Here is a 26,400-nt window from a genome sequence, read left to right on the forward strand (position 1 = left end):
TCAGGGCTCCCCGGCGGGCTCGCGTTGCTCGCGCCGCAGCCGCGCGTAGGCCACGTCGGCCAGCAGGGCGATGAGGCCGTCGATGAAGGCCTCGTCGGGCTCACCCGTCGCCAGGGCGCGGTGCATGACCGAGCCGACGACCACGTCGGCGAGCAAGTCGACGTCGATCATGTCCTGTCGGATCTCGCCGCGGCCGATCGCGCGCTCGACGGACGTCGCCACCAGGGCGTGCAAGCGCGTCGACAGGGACTCCCGCACCTTCTGGCCGACCCCCTCGGGGTCACGGGCCGACTCGGCCAGCAACGCGGCATACGCACCACCGGTGGAGGGGTCGCGCAGCAGCCGCGCTGCCTCGCCGATGCCGGCGCGCATGTCGGCCGCCAGCGAGCCGTTGTCCTCGATCTCGATCTCGTCAAAGGTCGCGGCCACGGCGTGCACGGCGAGCTCGACCTTCGAGGGCCAGCGCCGGTAGAGCGTGCTCTTGGCCACACCCGCCTTGGCGGCAACGTGCTCCATCGACATCCGGGCCACGCCCTTGTCGGCGAGCACCTGTCGCGCCGCCGCGGTGATCGCCTGCTCGGTCGCCTCCTCACGGGGGCGCCCGGGGCGGCGACTTCGGTCGTGCCGTGAACGTGAGGTCATCACGGGCGATCATGCCACCGACGACGTGATTTCAGGCGTTGGGGATTTGTCGTCATGGACCAACCTGGGTCATGGTGGTGTGATTGCCGACTGCGGGGAGCTCCCGCGTGTCGGCCCACTCACGTAAGGATTTCTACTGTGTCGGTTGTGGCCAAACGCGCGCTCTTCGCCGCGGTGACCGTGATCGGACTCGTGCTCCTGGTCGTCGGAGCCTGGTTCACCGTCCACCTCGGGTCCTCCGGGAGCGCCGTGCTCCGGTCCGTTCCCCCCAAGGGCGCTGTCGTCGTCATCGAACCGTCGGTGCTCAACCGCGTCGACCGCCCGGTGAGCATCACGGCCGTTGGCCCCTCGGGGACGCAGATCTGGATGGGCCGGACGAGCCCCACGGACGCCAAGGCGATCGTCGGTGCCGCCGACCACACCTCGGTCAGCGGGGCCCACGTGAGGGACTGGAGCCTGGTGCAGTCGCGGTCCGGCGCCGGCGCTGCGCCCCAGCTCGACACGGCCGACATCTGGCGCCAGACCGCCACCGGCGAGGGCAGGGTGCGACTCACGGTCGACCAGGCCGGAGCCCCCGAGTCGGTCGTCATCGCCGCACCTGATGGCAAGCCGGTCGACCTCAGCTCGCTGACGGTCACCGTCGAGCGCCGGACCTGGTTCTTCCAGGCGCTGCTCGTCACGCTCGTCGGCCTCCTGGCCGCCGCGGCTGGTGGAGCTGGACTGTGGCAGAACCGGCCGCGTCGCACCCAGAGCCCGACCGAGGGCCCCACCGAGAGCCCGACCGAGGGGCCGACCGAGGGCCCCACCGAGGGGCCGACCGAGAACTCGACCCCAGCCCCGACCGAAGGCAACGGGACCGACGCGCCCACCGAGGAGGTGCGCGCATGAGCGGCTCGACCCCTCGCGCTGCGCTCGTGGGCGCCCTGGGCGTGACCCTGAGCCTGGTGCTGGCGGGCTGTGGTGCCGGTTCCAGCCTGGTGGGGGTGCACGACGCGCCCAAGCAGGCCGCCGCCACGGCGCCGATCTCGGCGCAGAGTGCCGAAGCCATCGCCAGCCGGGTCCTCACCAAGGCCGCCGACGCGGGCGCAGCGAAGCCGGCCGATGCCGCGACGCTCCGCGCGGAGGCGCTCACGGGCAGCGCCCTCGCGGTCGCCAACGCCGCCAGCCGACTCCAGACGGGTGCCACCCCCACCGCCGCACCGATGAGGCGCACCGAGCCGCCCAAGGTCCTCGGGGTCTCGCGGGGCACGGGCTGGCCCCGCCTGATCCTCGCCCAGACGACCACGGCGGAGAACGGCGCGGTGCTGAACCTCCTGGTCTCGCCGGACGCCAGGACGCCGTTCCGGCTCAGCGCCGCCGCGCCCATGCAGCCCGGCGCCACGGTGGCGGCTCTCGACTCGCTGACCACGGGTTCGCCGATGGTCACCCCGGCCACCAGGCTCGCGGTGCAGCCCGCCGACCTGCTCAAGGGGTATGCCGCGAGTCTCGCCTTCCCCAAGCCGGTCGCCGACCCCCACGTCGACGCGGCGGAGCCGTTCTCCACGGCGATCCGCGCCCACGCGGCCGAACAGGCCAAGACCTTCGGGAAGCTGGCCACCCTCAAGCAGACGCACACCGTCGAGCCGGACAGCACGGTCGCCATCGCGTTGCGCGGTGGTGGAGCCCTCGTCTTCGGCCTGCTGGAACGCACTGACACGATCACGCTGCGCCCCGGCGGCAAGTCGCTCACGCCCAGCGCCGACTTCCAACGACTCGTGCGCAAGAAGACCCTCACCAAGAGCGCCGAACTCAAGTCCTACGAGACCGTCGTGTTCACCGTGCCGGCCGAGGGGAAGGCGCAGCTCGTCGCCGTCGACGAGGTGCTGTTCTCGGCCAAGGGCGCGTGAGGGACAATCACCGCCATGAGTGATCAGCCGTTGACCACAGGTGGCCTCCGGGGCGCCGTCGACCTCACCGCACTGCGGGGTCAAACCCCGTCGGCCGCCTCGACCGCGCCCCCTGGGGCGACCGCGGCGGGTGGCGCAGGTGCGTCCGACGCCACCGGCACGCCGGCTCCCACGGGGGTCGCCGGTCGGGCAGGCGTCGTCGTCGAGGGCACGGACACCAACTTCCAGGAGGTCGCCAACGCCTCGGTGGGTGTCCCGATGCTGCTGGTCCTCTGGGCTGCCCAGATCCCCGAGTCGCGCGACTACCTCGACACCGTGGTCAGGATCGCGGGCAGCTACGAAGGCCGGTTCCAGGTCGTCAGCGTCAACGTCGAGCAGAACCCCACCCTGCTGCGGGCCTTCCAGGTGCAGAGCGTCCCGGTCACCATGGGGCTGATCCAGGGCCAGCCCGTGCCGTTGTTCGCCGGGATCCAGCCGGAGCAGGCCCTTCGACCGGTGCTCGACGAGTTCCTCGGCCTGGCGGTGCAGCACGGTGTGGCGGGTCGCGTCGACATCGCCGGCGCGGGCGAGCCTGCCGAAGGCGCCGAGGTCGAGGAGCAGCTCCCGCCCCTGCACCAGGAGGCCTACGACGCCATCGAGCGCGGCGACCTCGACGGTGCCGCGGCGGCATACCAGCAGGCGCTGAAGCAGAACCCCGCCGACGCCGAGGCTGAGCTGGGGCTCGCCCAGGTCGGCCTCCTGCAGCGCACCGAGGGTGCGGACCTGCAAGGCGCCCGCGCAGCGGCCGCCGAGCACCCCACGGATGTCGCTGCGCAGGGCCTGGTCGCAGACCTCGACGTCCTCGGTGGGCACGTGGAGGACGCGTTCCTGCGGCTCATCGACCTCGTGCGGGCAACCGCCGGTGAGGAGCGGGAGCAGGCGAAGAACCACCTCCTCCAGCTCTTCGCCGTGGTCGGCTCGCACGACGAGCGCGTCCGCAAGGCACGAACGTCCCTGATGAGCGCCTTGTTCTGAGGCTCCACTTTCGGTGCGCCTGCTGAGCCGACAGGATGGGGTGCATGGCAAAGACGCAGGAACACCTCATCGGACTGTTGCTGGGCGCGGAAGGTGACTGGCCGCGCGCGTTCGAGACCCTCGCGGGTCGGCTGGGCGTCCTGAAGGGGCCCGACGGGACGAGCCACCACGTCAACACCGAACGCATGACGATCGAGCCGTTCAACCTGCGTGACAAACCACGGCAGGACCTCGTGATCGACCGGCTGGCCTACTGGTACTACCACCCGCGAGAGTGGCTCAAGAAGGCCGCACTGATGGACGACGTCTACCTGCTCAACAGCCCGTTCACGTTCCAGTCCATGGAGAAGCACTCGGCCTACTGCGCGTTGCTGCGCCTGGGGATGAACGTCCCCGAGACCGTGCTGGTGCCCTACAAGAACCCGATCGACAACGCGCGATGGGCCTTCACCGCGGCCCGGTACAACAAGGAGTTCGACCTCGACGCGATTGCAGAGGAGATCGGCTACCCGCTGTTCATGAAGCCGTTCGACGGCGGTGGCTGGCGCGGCGTGTCCCAGGTCAAGAACGTCGAGGACCTGCACAGTGCCTACGACGACTCCGGCGAGATGCTGATGCACCTGCAGGCGTCCGTGAAGGACTTCGAGGTGTTCGCCCGGGCGCTCACCATCGGGCCCGAGACGATGGTGATGAAGTTCCAGCCCGACGAGCCGATGCACAACAGGTATGCCGTCCAGCACGGCTTCCTGGGCGAGGGCGTGGGCACCGAGGCGGTCACCATCGCCCAGACGGTGAACGCGTTCTTCCGGTGGGAGTTCAACTCCTGCGAGATGCTGGTCAAGGACGGCGTCGTCTACCCGATCGACTACGCCAACGCGTGTCCCGACGTGGCGGTGACCTCGCTGCACTACTACTTCCCGTGGGCCATGAAGGCGCTGCTGAAGTGGTCGGTGTTCTGCGTCGCCACCGGCCGCAAGGCGCGCACCCAGGTCGACACCGGGCCGTGGTTCGAGATCGCCGACGACGACGCGCTCGACTACGGGGCCAAGCTCGCGGCATACCAGGGGTTGGCCGACGACCACTTCGACACCGAGCGCTACCGGGAGTTCTGCGAGGTCGCCCTCCCGAACATCGACGACATGGTGCTCGAGTGGGTCGACTCACCCGACTTCCGGAGCCTGCTGACCGAGACCATCCAGACGACCTATCCCCAGCACGAGTGGGACAAGTTCGAGGGGCACTTCGGCGGTCTGACCCGCATGTGGGTCAAGGACGAGCAGTCACGCCTGGGGTCCGGCAGCTCGGCCGTCGACGAGACCGTCGTGAGCGGCCCCGCACCCGCCGTGGCGGACTAGCAGGCGCGGCACTCCTGCGGGAGCTGGTGGCGGCGTGCTTCGGGCTGCATCAACCGGGGGCGGCGCAAGCCGCGCAGTCGGTCGAGGGTGACGAGGTTGGGGCCGGTGTCGCTTCGGCGGGGGAAGCTGCGAGGCCCGGGCTGGCGTGCGTCGTTCGAGGGCGTCATGTAGGTCCCAACCGGCGCGGGCCGAATTCTGTTCCCCGGCACAGGAACTCACAGCGAACCAGCGGACAGCGACCAGGTGGGATGGGCTGTGCAAGGGCGATCGTTCTCAGCCTGCCCTCACCTTTCGGTCAGGCACCGAGGGCCGCGCCGACGACGTCCTTGGCCTCGGCCTGCACTTGGGCCAGGTGCTCGGCCCCCTTGAACGACTCGGCATAGATCTTGTAGACGTCCTCGGTCCCTGATGGGCGCGCCGCGAACCAGGCGCTCTCCGTCGTGACCTTGAGGCCACCGATGGCCGCGTCGTTGCCGGGTGCCTGCGTCAGCTTGGCCGTGATCGGTTCCCCCGCAAGGGAGTCCGCAGCCACGTCGCCGGGCGAGAGGGCCGCGAGCTTGGCCTTCTGTTCACGCGTTGCAGCAGCATCGATCCGTGCGTATGCCGGGTCGCCGTGCTTCGCGGTCAGCTCGCGGTAGTGCTGGCTGGGGCTCTGCCCGGTCACGGCGAGGATCTCGGAGGCGAGCAGCGCCAGGATGATGCCGTCCTTGTCGGTGGTCCAGGCCTTGCCGTCCCGGCGCAGGAAGGACGCTCCCGCGGACTCCTCACCGCCGAAGCCGAAGCTTCCGTCGATGAGGCCGGGCACGAACCACTTGAAGCCCACCGGCACCTCGACGAGCTGCCCGCCGACGTCGGCGGCCACCCGGTCGATCATCGAGGACGACACCAGGGTCTTGCCGATGGCCGCGTCGGCCGGCCAGTCCGGGCGGGCACCCCCGAAGAGGTACTGGATCGCGACGGCGAGGAAGTGGTTGGGGTTCATCAGCCCGCCGTCGGGGGTGACGATGCCGTGCCGGTCGGAGTCGGCGTCGTTGCCCGTGGCGATGTCGTAGTCGTCCTTGCGCGAGATCAGCGAGGCCATGGCGAAGGGGGAGGAGCAGTCCATCCGGATCTTGCCGTCCCAGTCCAGGGTCATGAAGCGCCACGTCGGGTCGACCAGGGGGTTCACCACGGTGAGGTCGAGTCCGTGGCGCTCCGCGATCTCACCCCAGTAGTGCACCGCCGCGCCGCCGAGCGGGTCAGCGCCGATGCGTACGCCGGCATCCTTGATTCGTTGGAGGTCGATCACGTTCGGCAGGTCGTCGACGTAGCTGCCCAGGAAGTCGTAGGGCTGGGCGTGCGCACGGGCCCTGCTGAACGGGATGCGACGGACACCCTTGAGGCCGCCGGCGATCAGCTCGTTGGCACGCGCCGCGATCACCGTGGTCGCGTCGCTGTCGGCAGGGCCGCCGTGGGGCGGGTTGTACTTGAACCCTCCGTCGGCCGGCGGGTTGTGGGAGGGGGTGACCACGATGCCGTCGGCCAGGACGGCGCCGCTCGTGCGGCCCTCGTTGGCGCGGATGATGGCATGGCTGACGGCCGGGGTCGGGGTGTAGCCGTCTCGGTCGTCGACCAGGACGATCACGTCGTTGGCCGCCAGCACCTCGAGGGCCGATGCCCAGGCGGGCTCCGAGAGGCCGTGGGTGTCGCGCCCGATGAACAGCGGGCCGTCGTAGCCCTGGGACTTGCGGTAGTCGCAGATGGCCTGGGTCGTGGCGAGGATGTGCGCCTCGTTGAACGCCGTCTTCAGGCTCGACCCACGGTGGCCCGACGTGCCGAAGGCGACCTGCTGGTCGATGTCCTCCGGGTCGGGCACCAGGGTGTAGTAGGCCGTGACGAGATGGGCGACGTCGACGAGGTCGGAGGGCTGGGCCGGCTGACCTGCGCGCGGGTGGTTCATCGGTCTGCCGCCGTGTCGACCGGGGCCAGGTACACCGCCGAGAGGGATGCGACCCTGACCTCGACGGAGTAGGGCTGGCCGTTGGCGCCGTGCTCCTGTGCCGTCACGACGACCTCTGCCTGGCTCGGCGTGCCGAACTCGTCGTAGCCGCTCGTGTCGAGGATGACCTTCCAGTCACCGGCCCGCGGGACGCCGATCCGCAGCGGGTCCCTCGGCAGGCCACCGAAGTTCACCGCGACCGCGACGACGGCTCCCTGACGGTCCTGGGTGCCGAATCGCAGGTAGGAGTACGTGTTCCAGGCGTTGTCATCCGCGTTGAGCCACTCGAAACCGGCAGGGTCGGAGTCCAGCGCCCACAGGGCCTCGTTGTCGCGGTAGACGCGGTTGAGCTCCTTGACCAGGTTGTGCACGCGGTAGTGCGCCGCGTGGTCGAGCAGCCACCAGTCGAGCTGCCGGCCGTCGGCCCACTCGGCCTCCTGGGCGAACTCGGTGCCCATGAAGAGCAGCTGCTTGCCCGGGTGGCTCCAGATGTAGGCGAGGAAGGCCCGCACCGTTGCCAGCTGGTCGTAGCGACTGCCCGGGACCTTGCGGAGCAGGGAGCCCTTGCCGTGGACGACCTCGTCGTGGCTGATCGGGAGGAGGTAGTTCTCGCTGAACGCGTACATGAGGGAGAAGGTCAGCAGGTGGTGGTGGTACTGCCGGTGGATCGGGTCCTCCTTGAGGTACTTCAAGGAGTCGTTCATCCAGCCCATGTTCCACTTGAGCCCGAACCCGAGTCCGCCCGTGCTGGTGGGTTTGGTGACACCCGGCCAGGACGTGGACTCCTCGGCGATCATCACGATCCCCGGCACGCGCTTGTATGCCGTGGCGTTGGCCTCCTGGAGCAGGTCGACCGCCTCGAGGTTCTCGCGTCCCCCGTGGATGTTGGGGACCCACTCGCCGTCCTTGCGGGCGTAGTCGAGGTAGAGCATCGAGGCGACGCCGTCGACCCGCAGGCCGTCGACGTGGAACTCCTCCATCCAGTAGACCGCGTTGGCCACGAGGAAGTTGCGCACCTGCATCCGGCCGAAGTCGAAGATGTAGGAACCCCACTCCGTGTGCCAGCCCTTGCGCGGATCCGGGTGCTCGTAGAGCGGCAGCCCGTCGAACCGGGCCAGCGCCCACGGGTCGGTGGCGAAGTGCCCGGGCACCCAGTCGAGGATGACGCCGATCCCAGCCTGGTGCAGCCGGTCGACGAGGTAACGGAACTCGTCCGGTCGGCCGAACCGCGCGCTCGGGGCGTAGTAGCTCGTCACGTGGTAGCCCCACGACGGCGGGTAGGGGTGCTCCATCACAGGCATGAACTCGACGTGCGTGAAGCCGAGGTCAGCGACGTAGTTGACCAGGTGCTCCGCGAGGGCGACGTAGCCGTGGTTGCTGCGCCACGACCCGAGGTGCACCTCATAGACGCTCATGGGCGCGGTGTGGACGTCGTTCTCGGCGCGCTGCGTCATCCACTCGTCGTCGCTCCAGCTGTAGCGGGACTGCACGACCGACGAGGCCCGACCAGGCGGCGGCTCCGTGGCGCGGGCCATCGGGTCGGCCTTCTCGCGGACCTTGCCGTCGGCGCCGCGCACCAGGAACTTGTAGAGGGTGCCGTCGCCGACACCGGGGATGAACAGCTCCCACACCCCGGACTCGCCGAGCAGCCGCATCGAGTGGCTGCGCGTGTCCCAGCCGTTGAAGTCGCCGGCGACGTGCACCGCCTGGGCGCGCGGAGCCCACACGGCGAACGAGGTGCCGACCACGGTGCCCATGGGGCCCGGGTACTCGCGCACGTGGGCGCCGAGCACGGTCCACAGCTGCTCGTGCCGGCCCTCACCGATGAGGTGGAGGTCGATCGGCCCGAGCGTGGGGGCGAACCGGTAGGGGTCGTCCATCTCGTGCTCGATGCCGTCGCCGTAGGCCACGATCAGGCGGTAGTCCTGGGTCTCGGTGGCTCCGGGGCGGATGCCGCCCCACACCCCGTCGGACTCGTGGGCGAGCTCGATCCGTTCGCCGTCCTGGAAACGCACGGCGACCACGGAGGCGAACGGCTTGTAGGCACGCACCAGCAGCCCGTCGTCCTCCAGGTGGTGGCCGAGCAGGTCGTGCGGCTGCTGGTGCCGCCCGTCGGCCAGTGCCCTGATCGCTTCGGCGGGTGTCGTGGGGACGGGCACCGGCTCGGGTTCGCGCTCGACGGGCGGCTCGACGGCCTGGCGCGAGGCGTTGCGGCGGGCGGCCGAGCGGCTGGTCGGCGTCTCGGCCGGGGGGCCAGCAGGCACCTCGACAGCAGGCATACCGGCAGCAGGGTCATCGGCGGCAGGCTCATGGGCATCGGGCTCATGGGCATCAGGCTCATCGACCGTGGCGCCTTCGGCCGAGGGGGCGCCCGAGGCGGCGGTCTCCGCGGGCGGGGTCGCCGCGGCGGGCGTCTCGGCAGCAATCGCCTCGGCGGGGTCGGGCAGCCCGAACCACGTGCGGGTGGGCTCCTCGGCCGCGGCCGACCCAGCTCCGTCCGGGGTGTCTTCCGCGTCAGGGACCTGCGCCTCGTCCGAGGACTCGGGGGCGACGGACTCCTCGGTCGTCGTCGACTCCGTCGAGTCGGCCGCCGTCGACTCCTGCGCTGTCTCCTCCGGAGCCACGTCGTCGGTGGAGCCGGACTTCTGCTTCTTCTTGCCGAACCGTGGACTCATGTCAGGTCCTTTCTCGCGTCGTCGAGCAGTCGGACCACGGCAGCCGTGGGGATGGTCAGCCAGGTGGGCCTGTTCCTGGCTTCGTAGACGACCTCGTAGAGGGCTTTGTCCAGCTGGAACGCGATGAGCAGCGCCGCGTCCTCGCGGGGATCGCGACCGCACTGCGCGGCATACCCGTCGAGGAAGGCTTGCTGGGCGCTGGCCGCCCAGTCGCGGGCGCTGCCGCCGGGGTGGGACTGCTCCCACGAGCCAGCCGCGTAGTCGAACGAGCGAAGCATGCCCGCGATGTCGCGCACGGCGAGGTCGGGCAGGCTGCGTTCGGCCAGGGGCCGCAGGGGCTCGCCCTCGAAGTCGAGGAGCACCCAGCCGCGCTCGGCCACCTTGAGCACCTGCCCGAGGTGGTAGTCGCCGTGGATGCGTTGCAGCGCAGGCCAGCTCGCGTTGACGGCCCGGTCGAAGACGTCTGCGATGCGGTGCTCGTGGGCGGCCAGCGCCGGGACCTCGGAGGCGGCCGCGATGTAGCGTCCGCGCATGCCGGCTGCGACCGCGGCGATCGCCTCGGGGGTCACGGGTTCGGTCGGGAGCACCTCGGCGAGGCGGGCGTGCACCTCCGCGGTGGCAGCACCCAGCTGGTGGGCCGCCTCGGTGAAGTCCTCGTGGGCGGCCACCGCCCTCAGCGCGACGCGCCAGGCATCCTCCGTGCCCGGGAAGAACTCCTGCGCAAACGCCAGGTGTCCGTATGCCGGCTCGTCGCCTTCGTTGACCCCCGGCCAGGTGGCGCTGACCGTGCCGACCATGGTGGGGACCCTCGTCGAGCCGGCCTCGGAGAGGGCGCCCTGCACGGTGACGTCGGGGTTCTCCCCGGCATGCAACATGCGGAACACCTTGCAGATCAACGGCTTCGGCGTTCCGTCAGCGTCTGCGCAGTCGAACACGATGGAGGTGTTCGACTGTTCACCGGACAGCACCTTCGACGACGTGAGCACGGTCTCGGACGTCCACGACGGGTGACGCCTCGACACCACGGCCGGCTCGGGGGTGTCGGAGACGCCCCCCGCCTGCGGCGCGGCCTGTTCGAGGATCAGGGCGAGCAGCTGGGCGGCGTACACGGGGTCGTGGGTGCCGTCGTAGACCCAGCGGGTGCCGAGGACGCTGTGTTCCAACGTGCCGACCAACGCGTGCTGACCGCCCTCGAGCGGGGCGCCGCGGTAGGTGAGTGGCACCTGGTAGAGCACCGGCGTGGACCCGCCCTCGTCGACGAGGAGCAACGTCTCGATGCCCACTGCGCCTGCGGGGTCGTCGAGCCGCCACGACCAGACCTTGCGCAGCACCGGCAGCCGACCCTTCGCGGCATACCAGCGCTGGCGCGCCATCCACGGACCGACCAGCTCGATCTTGGTCGGCGAGAGGGTTGCGTCGTGGATCTCAGCCATGCGCTGCACCTGGCACCAGGCGGAGCCAGAAGAAGTCACGGGAACCAAGGGTCAGGGTGATGGTGCCGTCGTCGGTGATCTTCGGAAAGCCTTGCCCGCCAAACAGATCAGCGAGGTGCGCGCCCTTGAACTCGTCGGGCACCCGGATCGTCGTCGCCTGCGGCCGGCTCGAGAGGTTGTTGACGCAGAGCACGGCCTCGGAGTCGGTGCCGTCCACGTGGTCCCACTCGACGCGCAGGAACGACAGCACGCCGTCGTTGTCTGACGGGCAGACCTCGAAGTCGCCTCGACCGAACACGGGGTGACGCTTGCGGATCTCGAGCATGGCGCGCACCCAGTGCAGCAGCGAGGAGCTGCTGGCCATCTGGGCCTCGACGTTCACGTTGTTGTAGTGGTAGACGAGCGACGACACGACCGGCAGGTAGAGCTTGCCGGGATCGGCCGAGGAGAAGCCGGAGTTGCGGTCGGGCGTCCACTGCATCGGCGTGCGGACGGCATCACGGTCGTTGAGCCAGATGTTGTCGCCCATGCCGATCTCGTCGCCGTAGTAGAGGCACGGCGAACCCGGCAGGGACAGCAGCAGCGCGTGGATGAGCTCGATCTCGGCCCTGCTGTTGTCGAGCAGGGGGGACAGCCGACGCCGGATGCCGACGTTCGCGCGCATCCGGGGGTCGGGTGCGTACCAGCCGTACATCGCGGCGCGCTGCTCCGGGGTCACCATCTCGAGGGTGAGCTCGTCGTGGTTGCGCAGGAACGTGCCCCACTGGGTGCCGGGCGGGATCTCGGGGGTGTCGGCCAGCACGTCGATGATCGGGGCGGCCTTCTCCTCACGCAGCGAGTAGTAGAGCATCGGCATGACGGGGAAGTGGAAGCACATCTGGCACTCCGGCTCCTCCTCGGTGCCGAAGTAGTCGACGACGTCGGCCGGGGGCTGGTTGGCCTCGGCGAGCAGGATCCGACCGGGGTACTCCGTGTCGACCATCTTGCGGAGCTTGGCGAGGAACTCGTGTGTCTTCGGGTGGTTCTCGCAGTTGTGGCCCTCCTCCTCGTAGAGGTAGGGGACCGCGTCGAGGCGGAAGCCGTCGATGCCCATGTCCATCCAGAACCGCACGACGTCGAACATCGCCTCGTGGACGGCGGGGTTCTCGAAGTTGAGGTCGGGCTGGTGGCCGAAGAACCGGTGCCAGAAGAACTGCCGGCGCACCGGGTCGAACGTCCAGTTCGACACCTCGGTGTCGATGAAGATGATGCGCGCGTCCGAGTATGGCTCGTCGGTGTCGGACCACACGTAGAAGTCGCCGAAGGGACCCTCGGGGTCGGACCGGGACGCCTGGAACCAGGGGTGCTGGTCGCTCGTGTGGTTCATGACGAAGTCCGTGATGACCCTGATCCCCCGGGCATGGGCCTGGGAGACGAGCTCCTGGAAGTCAGGCAGCGTGCCGAACTCGGGGAGGACGGCGGTGTAGTCGGCGATGTCGTAGCCGCCGTCACGAAGGGGCGAGGCGTAGAAGGGCGGCAGCCACAGGCAGTCGACGCCCAGCCAGGCGAGGTAGTCGAGGCGGCCCATCAGTCCGGTGAAGTCGCCGGAGCCCGAGCCCTTGGAGTCCCCGAAACCGCGGACGAGGACTTCGTAGAAGACCGCGGTCTTGAACCACTCGGGGTCGTTCTTCAGACCGGGTTGGGCGAGGTTGAGACCCTGCATCAGAACCTCCGGATTGCGACGATGTGGACGGGCTCGGTCTCGGGACCGAGTCTGACGTAGACGTGCTCCCCCCAGTGCCACGACGCCCCGGTCACCAGGTCCTGGGCTGCGATCCCGTCGTGGTAGTCGAGGCCGAGCGCGGGCATGTCCAGGTGCATGGCCGACTCGCGCGTGCTGTGCGGGTCGAGGTTGGCGACCACCACGATGGTGTCGTCCGTGCCGTCGGGCAGGATCCGCCGCTTGGAGAACGCCATGATGTTCTCGTCGTCGACGTGGTGGAAGGTGATGTTGCGCAGCCAGTGCAGCGCCGGGTGCTCGCGCCGGATCTGGTTGAGCATCGTCAGGTAGCCCGCGAGGGACTGCCCCTCCTTGGCCCCACCGGGCTCGTAGTCCTCCCAGTGCCGGTTCTTGTACTGGTACTTCTCGTTGTCGATCTGCTCCTCTGCACCCGGACGGGCGACGTGCTCGATGAGCTCGTAGCCGGCGTAGATCCCGTAGGTGGGGACCAGGGTCGCGGCCAGGGCCGCGCGCAGCTTCCAGGCCGAGGGGCCGCCGAACTGCATGTAGGGCGTGAGGATGTCGTGCGTCGTGGGCCAGAACGACGGCCGCATGTAGGCCGCGGAATCGCCGGCGAGCTCCTTGACGTACTCCTCGAGCTCCCACCGCTGGTTGCGCCAGGTGTAGTACGTGTAGGACTGCTGGAAACCGACCTTCCCGAGCGAGTGCATCATCGCGGGCTTGGTGAACGCCTCGGCCAGCCAGATCACGTCGGGGTGGTCGCGGCCCACGTCGGCGATGATCCACTGCCAGAACTCGACCGGCTTGGTGTGCGGGTTGTCGACCCGGAAGATCTTGACCCCGTGGTCGATCCACACCTGGACCATGCGGCGCATCTCGGCGTACGACCCGACCGGGTCGTTGTCGAAGTTGAGCGGGTAGATGTCCTGGTACTTCTTGGGCGGGTTCTCCGCGTACGCGATGGTGCCGTCGGCCCGGGTGGTGAACCACTCCGGGTGAGTCTTCACGTACGGGTGGTCGGGGGAGCACTGGAGCGCGATGTCCATCGCGACCTCCATGCCGTGCTCGTGCGTCTGCGCCACGAAGTAGTCGAAGTCGGCGAAGGTCCCGAGGTCGGGGTGGATCGCGTCGTGTCCGCCGTCGGGGGAGCCGATGGCATAGGGGCTGCCCGGGTCGTCGGGACCGGCGCCGAGGGTGTTGTTCGGACCCTTGCGCGCCGTCGTGCCGATCGGGTGGATCGGCGTGAGGTAGACGACGTCGAAGCCCATCCGAGCGATCGCGGGCAGCCGCTCGGCCGCCGTGCGCAGGGTGCCGGACTTCCACTTTCCGGTCACCGGGTCCTGCACGGCACCTTCCGACCGCGGGAAGATCTCGTACCACGCGCCATACAGGGCTCTCTCACGCTCCACGAGCAACGGGTATGCCGTGGACGGGCTCACGTAGTCGCGCAGCGGGCGGGCGGCCAGCTCGGCGCGCACCGAGGGGTCGGTGCCGGCGTGCAGCCGGGCCAGGGGCGGGCGGCGGGTGTCGCGCAGGGCAGTGACCGCGTCCTTGAGGACGGCCTGCTGCTCCTGGGTGCGCGTGACCTCGGACAGGGCCCGTTCGAGGGTGCGGGCGCCTTCTTCGAGCATCAGCTCGGTGTCGATCTCGGCGGCGACCTTGATCGACGCATCGTGGTCCCAGGTGCCGTAGGGGTCGGACCAGCCCTCGACGCGGTAGGTCCACCAGCCCTCGGTGTCGGGCTCGACGACGGCCGCCCAGGTGTTGAGGCCGGGGTTGGTCGAGGTCATGGCGGTGACGCGCTCTGAGCCGTCGGGCGCGACGAGGACGACGGAGGCGTTGACCGCGTCGTGTCCCTCGCGGAAGACGGTGGCGCCGATCGTGAACTGCTCGCCCACGACGGCCTTGGCCGGGCGGGCGCCGCCGTCGACGACGGGGCTGACGTCCTGGACCGGGATGCGGCCGATGGGAGTCTGTGGGGGAGTCGTGGTCGGCGCCTGGGCTGAGGCTGTCGTGGGAGTGCTCGCGCCCGGTTGCCGTTTGCTGGTGCCCTTGGCGGGGGATGCGGCGGGAGTGTCAGGTCTGGTTGCACGTGGCGTCGCTGTCACGCGCCCGACGCTACTCGGTCTGGGGCCCCGCGCACCTCCCCAGACCCCAGAAGGCCCGGTTGCTGAAACTTTTTGAAAGTTCTGCAAGAACGCGTCATTGGGATTGGGCTGGAGGGCTTAGGATGCCCCACGTGAAGGCGATCCGACGCTTCAGCGTCCGTACAGTTCTGCCCGCGCCCATTGCCGCTCTCGGCGATCTGGCCAGCAACCTGCGGTGGTGCTGGCACCCACCCACCCGAGACCTGTTCCAGCGCATCGACCCTGAGCGCTGGAACAAGGTCCGCAAGGATCCGGTTCGGCTGCTCTCGGCCCTGTCCCCGCAGGAGCTCACCGACCTCGCGGGCGACACTGACTTCGTCGCGGCCGTCTCGGCAGCCAAGGCAGACCTCGACACCTACCTGACGGAGCCGCGCTGGTTCCAGGCGTGGGCGGGCGAGGTCGAGGGTGGCGCCCCCAAGGCGATCGGCTACTTCAGCCCCGAGTTCGGCATCACCGAGGTGCTGCCGCAGTACTCGGGTGGCCTGGGCATCCTCGCGGGCGACCACCTGAAGACGGCCTCCGACCTCGGTGTCCCGATCGTCGGTGTCGGTCTCTTCTACAAGACCGGCTACTTCAAGCAGAGCCTCAACCGCGACGGCTGGCAGCAGGAGACCTACCCGGTCCTGGACCCCGACGAGCTGCCCCTGAGCCTCCTGCGCGAGGACGACGACACCCCGTGCGTCATCACCCTCGACCTGCCCGGTGGTCGCGAGCTGCACGCCCACGTCTGGCGCGCCCAGGTCGGACGCGTCCCGCTGCTGCTGCTCGACTCGGACGTCCCTGAGAACGACGACGCTGCGCGCAACATCACCAACCGCCTCTACGGTGGCGGCGGCGAGCAGCGACTCCAGCAGGAGATGCTGCTCGGTATCGGTGGCGTCCGGGCCCTTCGGCTGTGGTCGCGACTGACCGGAGCGCCGGTGCCGGACGTCTACCACACCAACGAGGGGCACGCCGGGTTCCTCGGCGTCGAGCGCATCCACGAGCTGACTCAGTCGGCCGGGCTCACCTTCGACGAGGCCCTCGAGGCCGTCCGCGCGGCGACCGTGTTCACGACCCACACCCCGGTCCCCGCCGGCATCGACCGGTTCGACGCCGAGCTCATCACGCGTCACTTCGGTGGCGACCGCGCCGTCGAGGGCGTGCCCGTGGAGCGGCTGCTGACCCTGGGTGCGGAGGACTACCCGGGTGGTCAGCCCGGCATGTTCAACATGGCCGTCATGGGCCTGCGCCTCGGCCAGCGCGCCAACGGTGTGTCCCAGCTGCACGGTGTCGTCAGCCGCGAGATGTTCGACGGGCTGTGGCCGGGCTTCGACGACGACGAGGTCCCGATCTCCAGTGTCACCAACGGCGTCCACGCCGGCACCTGGGTGGACCGCAAGGTCTACGAGGTCGCCGCGAAGCACCTCGGCACCACCGACATCGAGCGCGACAACGCCTGGGATCGCATCGGTGACGTCCCGCGTGACGCCATCTGGGCGACCAAGCGCGACATGCGCGAGCAGCTCGTCGTCGAGGCGCGTCGCCGCACCAAGTCGTCGTGGACCAAGCGTGGCGCCAGCCCGGCTGAGCTCGGCTGGGTCGACGACATCCTCGACCCCGACGTGCTGACGATCGGGTTCGCCCGCCGCGTGCCGACCTACAAGCGGCTCACCCTGATGCTGCGCGACCCCGCGCGCCTCAAGCGACTGCTGCTGGACCCCAAGCGCCCGATCCAGCTCGTCATCGCCGGCAAGTCCCACCCCGCCGACGAGACCGGCAAGCAGCTCATCCAGCAGATGGTGCGCTTCGCCGACGACCCGGAGATCCGCCACCGCATCGTGTTCCTCCCGAACTACGACATCGCCATGGCGCAGTACCTCTACCCGGGTTGCGACGTCTGGCTCAACAACCCGCTGCGCCCGTTCGAGGCGTGCGGGACCTCGGGCATGAAGGCCGCCCTCAATGGTGGCCTCAACCTGTCCATCCTCGACGGCTGGTGGGACGAGTGGTTCGACGGCGAGAACGGCTGGGCCATCCCGACCGCTGACGGTGTCGACGACCCCGAGCGCCGCGACGACATCGAGGCGTCCGCGCTCTACGACCTGATCGAGAACTCGGTCGCCCCGAGGTTCTACGACGTCGACGCCGAGGGCCTGCCGCAGAACTGGATCTCGATGATCACCCACACGCTGTCGACCCTCGGGCCCAAGGTCCTCGCCAGCCGCATGGTGCGCGACTACACGACGCAGCTCTACGGGCCCGCCGCCCGGGCCGGGTGGTCGCTCAACGGCAAGACCTTCGTCGGTGCCCGCGACCTGGCGGCCTACAAGGCCAAGGTCAAGGCGGCCTGGCCGACCGTCCACGTCGACCACGTCGAGTCCTCGGGTGTCTCGGACAGCCCGCAGATCGGCGAGACCCTCCACGTGCGCGCCTATGTCTCGCTCGGCGTCCTGACGCCGGACGAGGTCGATGTGCAGGTCGTGCACGGCAACGCCCACGACAGCGACGACCTGAGTGACGTCGACACCCAGTCGCTGGTCCTCGTCGAGTCCTACGAAGGTGGCCGTCACCAGTTCGCGGGCGACCTCGCGCTGGCTCGCACCGGCTCGTTCGGCTACACCGTCCGAGTGCTCCCCAAGCACTCGGGCCTGGCCAGCACCAGCGAGCTCGGTCTCGTCGCCAACGCCTGAGGCGCGCCTGAGGTCGTCAACGGCCAGGCAAACAGCAGCAAGGTATGCCGCGTGCGGACGTCCGCACGCGGCATACCCATGCCTGGCCCCTGTGGACAACGTCTGGGATCAGCTCGAGACCACAGCCCCAAGGTCAAAGCCATCCCCACCCTGGCGACCATGACCCCGCCCCACAGCCCGCCACCCCGGCGGGCCCGCTGGCACGCCCGCCGGCGCGAGCTCCCTGCCGATCGGGGGCGCCGATGTCACTCCCACGCATGCAGCCAGCGGCTGCACGTGAGGTGGAGGACGGTCAGCGCTGCGTCCCCGCGGACGAATGGCGAAGGCTCATGCCCGCGGCCAGCACCCACAGCGGTACGAGGAGCAGGGGCACCGTGTAGAGACTGAAGAGCTGCGCCGTCGCGACGAGGTACCCGGCAGCGCACATCCATCGAGGCAGCTGCCTCGTCCGCGCCGAACCTCGAGCGAGCAGGAGGACGGTGACCCCCGCGCAGAGCGCCGCCGGGACGAACATCACGACATATCCCAGCTGGGGTAGGAGCTCCCGTCCCTGTTCGATGCCCTGGTCGCCGGTGAGTCGACCGAACTCGACGCTGAGCGAGACCGTCGCGAACGCCGCGGCAGCCACACCGGCCAGCGCTGCGAAGGCTGTCGCAGCCAGGCGCGCCACGAGGTTCTCGGTGCTGCGGGAGCCAGGAGCGTCGAGGGACTGCGTCATGTGTACGACGAAGGCGATGAAGAGGAGGCCCGAGAGTGTCAGCAGGTATCCGCCCGCAGCATGCCGAAGCCGTTCGACCGAGCTGTCGAAGTAGGTGAACGACGACGCGGCATCCGCGAACGCGCCAACCACGTCCCCGAGCAAGGCGGTCGCCGATGCAGTGAAGAGGAGTGCAAACCCCACGTCCAGGAGCCTCATGACTCGGGTGTCACGGTCACCCTGTTCCATTTTCCAATCGTCGCCCATCTGGAGCCGCGGCGCAGGGTCGCCCTGGGGTCCACAGCTGTGGCCCCACAACTGACGAAAGGCGGGCCCTGGGGAGGACGACGGGAACGGCTGCTGGCGGGACTGTTGAAGCTGCACACCGGCCATGAAAGGCGACGACATGCTTCCCACACCACGCGACGAAAGGCCACCGAGCGCCACCCTGTCGGCGCGGCGAGCGGCGAGGTTGGCCAGCGGGGCGTTCACGCTGGCCCTCATCGGGACGACCATGACCGCCTGCGGAGGGTCAGACGCCAACGCGCCGGTCGCCCAGAGCCCTACCGCGAAGGCCGAGGCGCCCACCACTGCCACCAAAGCCCCTTCGACGCCGGCCGCCGAGGTCACCTTCGTGCAGGACGCAGGGGGCGAGGGCGGTGAGTCCTCGGGACGAGTCGAGATCACGGTCATCGCTGCCTCCGGGCTTGGGGTGTCCGTGACCATGTCCATGTTCAGCGACCCGAATGCCAAGGACCCTGAGGAGGTCGTCAGGCAGACCTGGGACGGGACCAGGCTGCTCACCTTCGACTCGATGGGGGGCCCGCAGTACGTCCTGTACGAGGCGGTGAACGAACACCCCGATGCATGGAATGGCTTGGGCCTGTTGTCCCGGGAACTGATGGGACCGACGACGGGTACCACCTGCCACGCCCTTGGTCGAGGTCGAGTCATCCTGAAGCGAGACGCGGCCGGGTACCGCTGTGCCACGGTCGCCACTGAGCAGCAAGACGGCTTCAGCGCCGACTACTGGTTCGACAAGGACACGGGAGTCCTTCTGGAGACGGGGGCCCTTCACGCAGCAACCTTCACGCAGCGTCCGAGCGCGGACAGGGCAACTTTCTCCACGACTCCTCCGGCCGGTTCACCTGCCACCGTCATCGCTGCACGCAAACCATCGTCCGGGGGCACTGTGCAGGTGCCGCCGTTCAACCTCGAGCTGCTGACCACCGGAAGGGCGACCTCGGCCACCTATGCCGGACACTCGTACGTCCTCGCATTCTTCAACTCAGACACCTACTGGGACTCTCCCGACTCCTGCGCCGGCTGCCTGTCCGCCCTCAGGAGCCTCCAACAGATGACATCGAACGGCACGACGCCTCCCGTGCTCGCGGTCCAGGTGGGCGAGAGGGGCAAGCCAGGGCTCCCGCTGGTCCCACCAGGCGTCACGCTGCCGATCGCCAACGACCCCACACCCACGCTGCGGAACGCCCTTGGCCTGACCAAGCAGCTGACCATGGCCTTCGTCGGAAAGGACGGGGCCGTGAAGGTCAGCTACAACTCGGCACCGACCCCAGCGCAGCTGAGGCAGGCACTCGCCTCCATCAAGTGAAGAACCCGGACCCGACAGCCAGCGCCCGCCCGCCCGCCACAGATCTGAACCACCACTGGGAGCCACCATGCTTCGCACGCCAGTCGCACGCCTCCGTGCCCGTCGGCCCTCCTGGCGATACGGCTCACCTGCGGTCATTGGTGTGCTGACGCTGGTCCTGTGTGCGTGTGGCACGGCGCCTTCCGCCGAGGAATCCCGGGTGGATGGGGATGTGGTGACAGGCGCGCCTCCGGATCAGTTGTCCCGGTTTGCCACAGAACTGGCCGCTGAGGGGCGGATCGCGTACTACCTGGGGCCCAAGGCCGCGGGCTACGGGTTCGACGGGATCGTCAAGATCGACAACCAGGGACCGCTGATCAACATTGAGGCCCACTACGGCCCCTGCGACCCGGGGCGCGAGGGCTACTGCGTGCCCCCGGCTTTTGTCAGCACCCAGGATTGGGAGCGGTTGCCGGCCGGCTTTCCCTGTGCGCGGCTCGAGCCCCGGCTGTCGGTGCCGACCGTGGTGCTCGACGGTCAGCTCACCCTGTTCTCCGGGCGACTGCAGCTCAAGATCGTCGACGACGCCGATCAGGACGTCCCCAACCGCCCGGTTGATCACGCCCTCGCACTGGTGGCGCAGCTGCGGACTCTCGACGGCGCGGAGCCGCTGGACCAGCTGCCTCCCCCCGCGCCAGAGGTCCTGACGTGGCTGGACCAGACCTGCCCCGCCGGGCACTGAAAGGGCCGGAGGGAGCGAGGACCGGGCCCGCGTCACGCTGCCCGCCGAGGTTGACAGCGAACACCGACAGGTCGACCTTGGGGTAGTCCGTGAGCCCAGCCAAGGAGACGGTGTGATGGCCAGCTCGATCTTCGCCAGGATCGGCACGATCAAGGGTGAGTCCCGCGATGCCAAGCACAAGGACGAGATCGAGGTCCTGTCGTGGTCGTGGGGGGTGTCCCAGTCCGGCACCGCCGGTCACGGGGGAGGGGGCGGGGCAGGCAAGGCGAGCTTCCAGGACCTCACCTTCACCCACCACGTCGACAAGGCCTCTCCGCTCCTGATGAAGGCGTGCGCCACGGGTGAGCACGTCAAGGACGCGACGATCACGGTGCGCAAGGCCGGCAAGGGCCAGCAGGAGTATCTCGTCATCACGCTGACAGACCTCCTCGTGACGAGCGTCTCCACGAGCGTCAGTGCCGAAGGGGACGCCACGATGGAGAGCGTCGGGCTGTCGTTCGCAAAGGTCGACCTGGAGTACAAGCCGCAGAAGGCAGATGGCTCGCTGGAGGCTGGGATCCACTTCAAGTACGACCTCAAGACGAACAAGGCGGGCTAGCCAGGGCGCCACCGCCTGGTCCTGCCCCACCTCCACTCGCGTGGTCCGACAACTGCCGCACGCCCACCCCGGCACTAGTCTCGGTGGGTGAGGATCCAGGAGCTCGACTGGGGCGACACCCCTTGGGGGGAGATCAGCCTTCGCCAGCGCTGGGACCGCGTGACGGAGCGGGACGTGTACGAGGTCAAGCTGGGGGACGACTTCCTCATGTCCAGCCAGTTCACCGCGGGCGAGCAGGAACTGGCGCGGATCGGCCTCGCGGCCGTGACGGGCGCGTCACTGACAGTCCTGGTGGGCGGGCTCGGGCTCGGCTACACCGCGGTGGCCGCTCTCGAGGACGACCGGGTCGCCGAGCTGACCGTGGTCGAGGCCCTTCCCATGGTCATCTCGTGGCACGAGCGCGACCTGCTGCCCGACACCCACGGACTGGCCGCCGATCCGCGCGTACGCCTGGTGCCCGACGACTTCTTCGACGTGGTGCGTTCCGGCCGCGCCGACCGCACCTATGACGCGGTGCTCGTAGACATCGACCACGCCCCCGACTGGCTGTTGCGCGACGACCATGGTGACCTCTACACGGTCGAGGGCTTCGCGCGGGTGGGCGCGATGCTTGCCCACGACGGGGCGTTCGCGCTGTGGTCCGACGAGCCACCCGAACCCGAGGTGGTGCGGCGAATGGGCGAGGCCTTCGAGCGCGCCGACGCCCATGTGGTGTCGTTCCCCAACCCGCTCACGGGCGGCGAGTCGGCCAACACCGTGTACCTGGCGGTCCGCCCGCGAAGGCTTATTCGGTTGTCGTGAGGAGGGCACCCTGAGAGGCTCGCGCCATGCAGCCCAGCGCGGTGGACCCGCCGTTCGACCAGCTCCTGGCAACCGCAGAGGCAGTCGCACAGGCACGGCCGGAGGTAGACCTCGAGATGGCTCGGGAGGTGTTCCTGGAGGCGGCGACGTTGCTCTACAACGGCCTCGCCCTCGATGGTCTGGACGAACACGACGCCGACGCCGTGGTCGCTGGGCTGTGCCTCGACCTCGTTGCACCGGACCCAGGCTCGGCGGTGCGCGCGCATGCACTGGCAGCCCTGGAGGCGCCGGGGGACCTGCATGACGCGAAAGGTGTGGCCGCGGCATACGAGGTCTCGGCGAGGATCCTGCAGCTCTGAATAGGCGCCGCGACCGTCAGGACGCCGCGACCGTCAGAACGCCGCGACCCCGGCGGTCACCGCGAGGGCCAGGCCGAACGCGTAGGTCCCCATGGCGCCCGTCATGCGTGGCGCCGACTCCGAAGCAAGCGTCGCGGACGTGAGCATCGAGTACGCGTGCAGGAGGCGGGACGCGGTGGCGGCGACGATGAGCCCGGATGCCCACGGCCCGGGCGAGAGCCATCCCACGAGCAGGAAGAGGGCGATGAGGGTCGGGACGTACTCGGTCGCGTTGCCGTGCGCCCGTTGGGCGATCAGCAGTGGGTCTGAAGGATCAGTCGGCATCTGGCTGCCGCCGCGCTTGGCTGCGTACCCACGGTTCAGCGAGACGTTGAAGCCGAGGACGAAGATCGCGGCGGCCAGGATTGCTGAGCAGACGATCGCTGTGGTCATGACGGTGCCTTCCATGAGGTGTGGGTGAGGACGTGTGAGACCAGGTCGGCGCAGTACGTCGTGCCCAGCAGGGCGTCGGCCTTGCGCAGCGCCCCGGGTGAGGTGACGTTGACCTCGATGAGGTGGTCGCCGATGACGTCGAGGCCGACGCATCGCAGGCCGTGGGCGCGCAGGGTGGGAGCCAGGCGGTCGACGATCTCGAGGTCTCGAGGAGTGAGGTCGGCCGGTCCGTCCGGGCTGACGATCCGGAAGTCCCCCGGCACCGGATGCCGGATGCTGGCACCGACGGCGACGCCGTCCAGCACGTAGATCCGCTTGTTTCCGGCTTCGACCTGCGCCAGGTAGGGCTGCGCGACCACCGCTCGAGCTCCCCCGGACGTGGAGGTCTCGATGATCGACGCGAGGTTGGGATCGTGGTGCGACAGCAGGAAGACACCGCGTCCGCTGAACCCGTCCACCGGCTTCACGACGATGCGCTCGTGCTCGGCCAGGAAGGAGCGGATCGTCTCGCCGTGGGCGGTCACGACCGTCGGTGGCACGAGGTCCGGGAAGGACAGGCCGAGCAGGTGTTCGCTGCAGGCTCGCAGTCCGCCCGGGGCGTTGACGATCGCCGTGCCGCTGAGGTCGACGTGGTCGAGCACGTAGGTCGCGGCGAGGAAGTCCAGGTCGAGCGGAGGTTCCAGGCGCATGAACACCGCGCGCACGTCCTCCAACCGCACCAGCTCCTCGGGCCCGGCGTCGTACCACGGGTCCGGAACGGTCCAGCGGCACCCGGCCGCTGGGGTGGACGGCGCGAGCTTGAGCGCGCGAGCCCGGGCCACGGCGCGTCCGTCGACGATCTCGAGGTCTCGTGCCTCGGCGGCCAACACCTCCACGCCGAGCTCCTGTGCGGCGTGCATCAGTCCGACGCTCGTGTCGAGGGAGGCGTCGAGCCCGTCGAGCGGGTCGACCACGAACACGGTCCTCACGCCGCCACCTCCCCAGCGCCGACCAGGTCCAGAAGCGGGCTCGGGTCGGCCGCTTGCCACTGGTGCCAGTACGTCGGAAGCGTGGGGAGCAGCAGGTCGAGCGCGTTGCGACGCAACCGCTCGTCATACATCAGCGCCCAGATGGTGCCCAGCAGCTCGGTCGTCGGTCGCTGGGAGTCGAGGTACCGCAGCTCGAGGTACCCGCCGCGGGGGCGAACCGGCGGGAAGATCGTTCCGAGGTGGTACTGGTCGTCCTCTGCCTCCGGGATCGGCAACCGCTCGGCGGCCCGGGCGAACGCGGCATACGCGCTGATGGGGTCGTGCACGTCGAGGTGCCGGCCGTCGTAGCCCGTCCGCGCCGGGTCGATGCCCTGCCAGATCCGGGTGCGCTCGAGCGAGCCGCCGTAGGCAGCGACCAGGGCCGGCCCGGCGAGGTTGGCGACCAGCCACTGCTCGCGACCGGCGGGGCCGGGCGCCAGGTCCACGCAGACCTGCAACGAGGCGGTCAGTCGCATCATCCGCCGTCCCGAGTCGCCGGTGCGGTCGAACAGGTCCTGCATCGCCAGGTATCGCGGCGTCGGCAGGGCGAGGGGAACCTGCGCCAGGGAGCGCCAGGGGTCCACGCCGGTCAGCGCCACCTCAGTGACCTCGGCGCTGTCGGCGACGCTGCCCAGGCTCCAGTCGACCTCACGGATCAGCGCCTCGACGGAGGTCTGCGGCGGCAGGCTCAGCTCGAGCTGGCCGCCGGGCTCGTATGACGGGTGGCCGCGTTCGGCGAGCTGCTCATCGATGCGGGGCGTGCCGAGGACGTGCATCTCGAGCTCCACGCCGATGCGTCGCGGCCCGGGAGTGGGGCTGAACGCCCGAATCACTGCTTCCCTCATCGGTCCTTCTCCATTTCATCGCAGTTGCACTGCGGTCAATTACCGTTAGAGTGGCCCTCGTGGCCGAACCTGTCAAGAGGCATTACCGCTCGCCCGCCCGCACGGCCGCGGCCGAGGAGACACGCGCTCGCATCCGCCAGGCAGCGCTGGACCTCTTCGTCGAGCGCGGGTTCCAGGGGACGACGCTCAAGGACGTCGCCGACCGCGCAGGTGTGGGAGAGCGAACCCTCTATGACGGCTTCGGCACCAAGCTCGGCCTGCTCCGGCACACGATCGCCATGCTGACGATGGGTGACGAGTCCCGGGTGCGGGCGGTCGACCGGCCCGAAGCGGTTGCCGCGCGGTCCATCGACGACCCGCGCGAGGCGCTGGCCGCTCACCTCAAGGGCGCGACCGACCTGATGAACCGGGCCGGCGACCTCATCCTGATGGGCGACTCCGTGCCGGGCGTCGACCCCGGCCTGGCACGCACCGTCACCCGCGGCAACGAGGCCGCCTACGAGCTCAACCTCCGGCTGGCGCAGCGGTTCCACGACCGAGGTGAGCTCCGACCGGGCCTGGGCGCTGCGGACGCCGCGGACATCATGTACACCCTTACGTCTCCCGGGGTGTTCCGCACGCTGCGGCGGATGCGGAGGTGGAGCCAGCGGAGGTACTACGAGTGGGTCCTGTCCACCGCGACCCAGCAACTGCTCAGGGACGGCCAGACGTGACCTTCGCCATGCACGTTCGGCGCGTGAGACTGGCTGACGACACTCGCCCACATGAGACAGACTCTGGCTCATGACAATTGAGGAGTCGGTTGCCAGCGAGATCCTCCAGGTCGCCCGTGAGCAGGTGCTCGAGCGCGGTGAGCCCCTGTCCTACGACCAGATCCTCGACGTGCTGAGGACGCCGGACGACCAGCTCGAGGAGCTCTTGGCCCTTGCCCACGAGGTCCGGCTCCAGTTCAACGGACCCGAGGTCGAGGTCGAGGGCATCGTCTCCATCAAGACCGGCGGTTGCCCCGAGGACTGCCACTTCTGCAGCCAGTCCGGCCAGTTCAGCTCGCCGGTGCGCTCGGTGTGGCTCGACATCCCCGAGCTGGTGCGCGCGGCGCGCCAGACCCGTGAGACGGGGGCGAGCGAGTTCTGCATCGTGGCCGCGGTGCGCGGGCCGGACGCGCGCCTGATGGCCCAGATGCGACAGGGCGTGGCGGCGATCAAGGCGGAGGTCGACATCCAGGTGGCCGCCTCGCTGGGCATGCTCAGGCAGGACCAGGTGGACGACCTGGTCGACATGGGCGTGCACCGGTACAACCACAACCTCGAGGCCGGGCGCTCGTTCTTCCCGCAGGTCGTGACCACGCACTCGTTCGAGGAGCGGTGGGACACCTGCCTCATGGTGAAGGAGTCCGGCATGGAGCTCTGCTGCGGCGGGCTCGTCGGCATGGGCGAGACGCTCGAGCAGCGCGCCGAGCTGGCCGCCCAGCTGGGCGAGCTGGCCCCGCACGAGGTGCCGCTCAACTTCCTCAACCCGCGTCCCGGCACCCCTTTCGGCGACCTGCCGGTCATGGACTCGGGCGACGCCTTGCGCACGATTGCCGCGTTCCGTCTCGCGCTGCCGCGCACCATCCTGCGTTACGCCGGCGGGCGCGAGCTCACCCTGGGCGACCTCGGCACCCGTGACGGCCTGCTCGGCGGGATCAACGCCGTCATCGTCGGCAACTACCTCACCACGCTCGGCCGGGACCCGAAGGAAGACCTCAGCCTGCTCGCGGAGCTCGAGATGCCGATCAAGGCGTTGAGCGAGACGTTCTGAGAGCGG

The 26,400-nt window shown here is 69.4% G+C and carries 22 protein-coding genes; 12 read left to right on the forward strand and 10 right to left on the reverse strand.

The features are described from left to right. Nucleotides 1-642: a TetR/AcrR family transcriptional regulator gene (locus tag AC1DWP_RS14080; RefSeq protein WP_477615097.1), complete on the reverse strand. Its 642-nt coding sequence runs from the start codon at nt 640-642 to the stop codon at nt 1-3. Between the two features lie 147 nt (nt 643-789). Between AC1DWP_RS14080 and AC1DWP_RS14085 the strand changes: the two genes are divergently transcribed. The 4 genes from AC1DWP_RS14085 to AC1DWP_RS14100 are packed head-to-tail and all read left to right on the forward strand — an operon-like array spanning nt 790 to nt 4,897. Further along, nucleotides 790-1,530, forward strand: coding sequence for a hypothetical protein (locus AC1DWP_RS14085; RefSeq protein WP_477615098.1), 741 nt, complete (start codon nt 790-792; stop codon nt 1,528-1,530). Next, entirely contained in the window at nt 1,527-2,528 is a 1,002-nt protein-coding gene (locus tag AC1DWP_RS14090) for a DUF8094 domain-containing protein (protein WP_477615099.1), read from the forward strand. The genes AC1DWP_RS14085 and AC1DWP_RS14090 overlap by 4 nt, the downstream gene beginning before the upstream one ends. 15 nt (nt 2,529-2,543) lie before the next feature. After that, nucleotides 2,544-3,542: a co-chaperone YbbN gene (locus tag AC1DWP_RS14095; protein WP_477615100.1), complete on the forward strand. Its 999-nt coding sequence runs from the start codon at nt 2,544-2,546 to the stop codon at nt 3,540-3,542. 44 nt (nt 3,543-3,586) lie between these two features. Beyond that, the gene (locus AC1DWP_RS14100; RefSeq protein ID WP_477615101.1) at nt 3,587-4,897 is read left to right on the forward strand and encodes an ATP-grasp domain-containing protein; all 1,311 of its coding nucleotides are present in this window, start codon (nt 3,587-3,589) and stop codon (nt 4,895-4,897) included. Between the two features lie 295 nt (nt 4,898-5,192). Here AC1DWP_RS14100 and pgm read toward each other — a convergent pair whose 3' ends face one another. The 5 genes from pgm to AC1DWP_RS14125 are packed head-to-tail and all read right to left on the reverse strand — an operon-like array spanning nt 5,193 to nt 14,811. Next, nucleotides 5,193-6,836 carry a phosphoglucomutase (alpha-D-glucose-1,6-bisphosphate-dependent) gene (gene pgm / locus AC1DWP_RS14105; RefSeq protein WP_477615102.1) on the reverse strand — a complete coding sequence of 548 codons (1,644 nt, stop codon included), beginning with the start codon at nt 6,834-6,836 and terminating at the stop codon, nt 5,193-5,195. Continuing rightward, nucleotides 6,833-9,550: a 1,4-alpha-glucan branching protein GlgB gene (glgB, locus tag AC1DWP_RS14110; protein ID WP_477615103.1), complete on the reverse strand. Its 2,718-nt coding sequence runs from the start codon at nt 9,548-9,550 to the stop codon at nt 6,833-6,835. Before glgB ends, pgm begins: the two co-directional genes overlap by 4 nt. Beyond that, complete coding sequence (locus AC1DWP_RS14115) at nt 9,547-10,983, reverse strand: maltokinase N-terminal cap-like domain-containing protein (protein ID WP_477615104.1); 1,437 nt, start codon at nt 10,981-10,983, stop codon at nt 9,547-9,549. Before AC1DWP_RS14115 ends, glgB begins: the two co-directional genes overlap by 4 nt. Beyond that, nucleotides 10,976-12,685: a maltose alpha-D-glucosyltransferase gene (treS, locus tag AC1DWP_RS14120; protein WP_477615105.1), complete on the reverse strand. Its 1,710-nt coding sequence runs from the start codon at nt 12,683-12,685 to the stop codon at nt 10,976-10,978. Before treS ends, AC1DWP_RS14115 begins: the two co-directional genes overlap by 8 nt. Next, complete coding sequence (locus AC1DWP_RS14125) at nt 12,685-14,811, reverse strand: alpha-1,4-glucan--maltose-1-phosphate maltosyltransferase (protein WP_477615106.1); 2,127 nt, start codon at nt 14,809-14,811, stop codon at nt 12,685-12,687. The genes treS and AC1DWP_RS14125 overlap by 1 nt, the downstream gene beginning before the upstream one ends. A 131-nt stretch (nt 14,812-14,942) precedes the next feature. Between AC1DWP_RS14125 and glgP the strand changes: the two genes are divergently transcribed. Beyond that, nucleotides 14,943-17,522, forward strand: coding sequence for an alpha-glucan family phosphorylase (gene glgP / locus AC1DWP_RS14130; protein ID WP_477615107.1), 2,580 nt, complete (start codon nt 14,943-14,945; stop codon nt 17,520-17,522). Between the two features lie 292 nt (nt 17,523-17,814). Here the strand turns inward: glgP and AC1DWP_RS14135 are convergent, their stop codons facing one another. Next, complete coding sequence (locus AC1DWP_RS14135; protein WP_477615108.1) at nt 17,815-18,423, reverse strand: hypothetical protein; 609 nt, start codon at nt 18,421-18,423, stop codon at nt 17,815-17,817. A gap of 202 nt (nt 18,424-18,625) precedes the next feature. On the opposite strand from AC1DWP_RS14135, the gene AC1DWP_RS14140 reads away from it, so the two are divergent. The 5 genes from AC1DWP_RS14140 (at nt 18,626) to AC1DWP_RS14160 (ending at nt 22,310) form a co-directional block, all read left to right on the forward strand. Then, on the forward strand, nt 18,626-19,831 hold the full coding sequence (locus AC1DWP_RS14140; RefSeq protein ID WP_477615109.1) for a hypothetical protein: 1,206 nt from the start codon (nt 18,626-18,628) through the stop codon (nt 19,829-19,831). 142 nt (nt 19,832-19,973) lie between these two features. Further along, nucleotides 19,974-20,552, forward strand: coding sequence for a hypothetical protein (locus AC1DWP_RS14145; protein WP_477615110.1), 579 nt, complete (start codon nt 19,974-19,976; stop codon nt 20,550-20,552). A gap of 115 nt (nt 20,553-20,667) precedes the next feature. Beyond that, nucleotides 20,668-21,150 carry an Hcp family type VI secretion system effector gene (locus AC1DWP_RS14150; RefSeq protein WP_477615111.1) on the forward strand — a complete coding sequence of 161 codons (483 nt, stop codon included), beginning with the start codon at nt 20,668-20,670 and terminating at the stop codon, nt 21,148-21,150. An 87-nt stretch (nt 21,151-21,237) separates the two neighbouring features. Next, nucleotides 21,238-21,951: a spermidine synthase gene (locus AC1DWP_RS14155; RefSeq protein WP_477615112.1), complete on the forward strand. Its 714-nt coding sequence runs from the start codon at nt 21,238-21,240 to the stop codon at nt 21,949-21,951. A gap of 26 nt (nt 21,952-21,977) precedes the next feature. After that, the gene (locus AC1DWP_RS14160; RefSeq protein ID WP_477615113.1) at nt 21,978-22,310 is read left to right on the forward strand and encodes a hypothetical protein; all 333 of its coding nucleotides are present in this window, start codon (nt 21,978-21,980) and stop codon (nt 22,308-22,310) included. A gap of 33 nt (nt 22,311-22,343) precedes the next feature. Here AC1DWP_RS14160 and AC1DWP_RS14165 read toward each other — a convergent pair whose 3' ends face one another. From AC1DWP_RS14165 to AC1DWP_RS14175, 3 genes are read right to left on the reverse strand one after another with little or no spacing between them, the layout of a single operon-like run. Next, nucleotides 22,344-22,742, reverse strand: coding sequence for an MAPEG family protein (locus tag AC1DWP_RS14165; RefSeq protein ID WP_477615114.1), 399 nt, complete (start codon nt 22,740-22,742; stop codon nt 22,344-22,346). Then, complete coding sequence (gene gshB / locus AC1DWP_RS14170) at nt 22,739-23,710, reverse strand: glutathione synthase (RefSeq protein ID WP_477615115.1); 972 nt, start codon at nt 23,708-23,710, stop codon at nt 22,739-22,741. The genes AC1DWP_RS14165 and gshB overlap by 4 nt, the downstream gene beginning before the upstream one ends. After that, the gene (locus AC1DWP_RS14175) at nt 23,707-24,594 is read right to left on the reverse strand and encodes a glutamate-cysteine ligase family protein (protein ID WP_477615116.1); all 888 of its coding nucleotides are present in this window, start codon (nt 24,592-24,594) and stop codon (nt 23,707-23,709) included. Before AC1DWP_RS14175 ends, gshB begins: the two co-directional genes overlap by 4 nt. A gap of 59 nt (nt 24,595-24,653) precedes the next feature. On the opposite strand from AC1DWP_RS14175, the gene AC1DWP_RS14180 reads away from it, so the two are divergent. Both AC1DWP_RS14180 and bioB read left to right on the forward strand, forming a co-directional pair. Further along, nucleotides 24,654-25,307, forward strand: a complete 654-nt coding sequence (locus tag AC1DWP_RS14180) for a TetR/AcrR family transcriptional regulator (protein WP_477615117.1) — start codon at nt 24,654-24,656, stop codon at nt 25,305-25,307. A 70-nt stretch (nt 25,308-25,377) separates the two neighbouring features. Next, nucleotides 25,378-26,394, forward strand: a complete 1,017-nt coding sequence (bioB, locus tag AC1DWP_RS14185) for a biotin synthase BioB (protein WP_477615118.1) — start codon at nt 25,378-25,380, stop codon at nt 26,392-26,394. The last annotated feature ends 6 nt before the right edge of the window (nt 26,395-26,400 follow it).

It is taken from the genome of Pedococcus sp. P2_F6 (assembly GCF_056403675.1).

What these genes read in the sequence shown, in the direction of transcription:
- AC1DWP_RS14140 (WP_477615109.1), top strand. Translation starts at nt 18,626, where the DNA reads ATGCTTCCCACACCACGCGACGAAAGGCCACCGAGCGCCACCCTGTCG.
- AC1DWP_RS14150 (WP_477615111.1), top strand. Translation starts at nt 20,668, where the DNA reads ATGGCCAGCTCGATCTTCGCCAGGATCGGCACGATCAAGGGTGAGTCC.
- AC1DWP_RS14080 (WP_477615097.1), bottom strand. Translation starts at nt 642, where the DNA reads ATGACCTCACGTTCACGGCACGACCGAAGTCGCCGCCCCGGGCGCCCC.
- AC1DWP_RS14175 (WP_477615116.1), bottom strand. Translation starts at nt 24,594, where the DNA reads ATGAGGGAAGCAGTGATTCGGGCGTTCAGCCCCACTCCCGGGCCGCGA.
- treS (WP_477615105.1), bottom strand. Translation starts at nt 12,685, where the DNA reads ATGCAGGGTCTCAACCTCGCCCAACCCGGTCTGAAGAACGACCCCGAG.
- AC1DWP_RS14165 (WP_477615114.1), bottom strand. Translation starts at nt 22,742, where the DNA reads ATGACCACAGCGATCGTCTGCTCAGCAATCCTGGCCGCCGCGATCTTC.
- glgB (WP_477615103.1), bottom strand. Translation starts at nt 9,550, where the DNA reads ATGAGTCCACGGTTCGGCAAGAAGAAGCAGAAGTCCGGCTCCACCGAC.
- AC1DWP_RS14160 (WP_477615113.1), top strand. Translation starts at nt 21,978, where the DNA reads ATGCAGCCCAGCGCGGTGGACCCGCCGTTCGACCAGCTCCTGGCAACC.
- AC1DWP_RS14090 (WP_477615099.1), top strand. Translation starts at nt 1,527, where the DNA reads ATGAGCGGCTCGACCCCTCGCGCTGCGCTCGTGGGCGCCCTGGGCGTG.
- AC1DWP_RS14115 (WP_477615104.1), bottom strand. Translation starts at nt 10,983, where the DNA reads ATGGCTGAGATCCACGACGCAACCCTCTCGCCGACCAAGATCGAGCTG.
- AC1DWP_RS14100 (WP_477615101.1), top strand. Translation starts at nt 3,587, where the DNA reads ATGGCAAAGACGCAGGAACACCTCATCGGACTGTTGCTGGGCGCGGAA.
- pgm (WP_477615102.1), bottom strand. Translation starts at nt 6,836, where the DNA reads ATGAACCACCCGCGCGCAGGTCAGCCGGCCCAGCCCTCCGACCTCGTC.
- bioB (WP_477615118.1), top strand. Translation starts at nt 25,378, where the DNA reads ATGACAATTGAGGAGTCGGTTGCCAGCGAGATCCTCCAGGTCGCCCGT.
- AC1DWP_RS14095 (WP_477615100.1), top strand. Translation starts at nt 2,544, where the DNA reads ATGAGTGATCAGCCGTTGACCACAGGTGGCCTCCGGGGCGCCGTCGAC.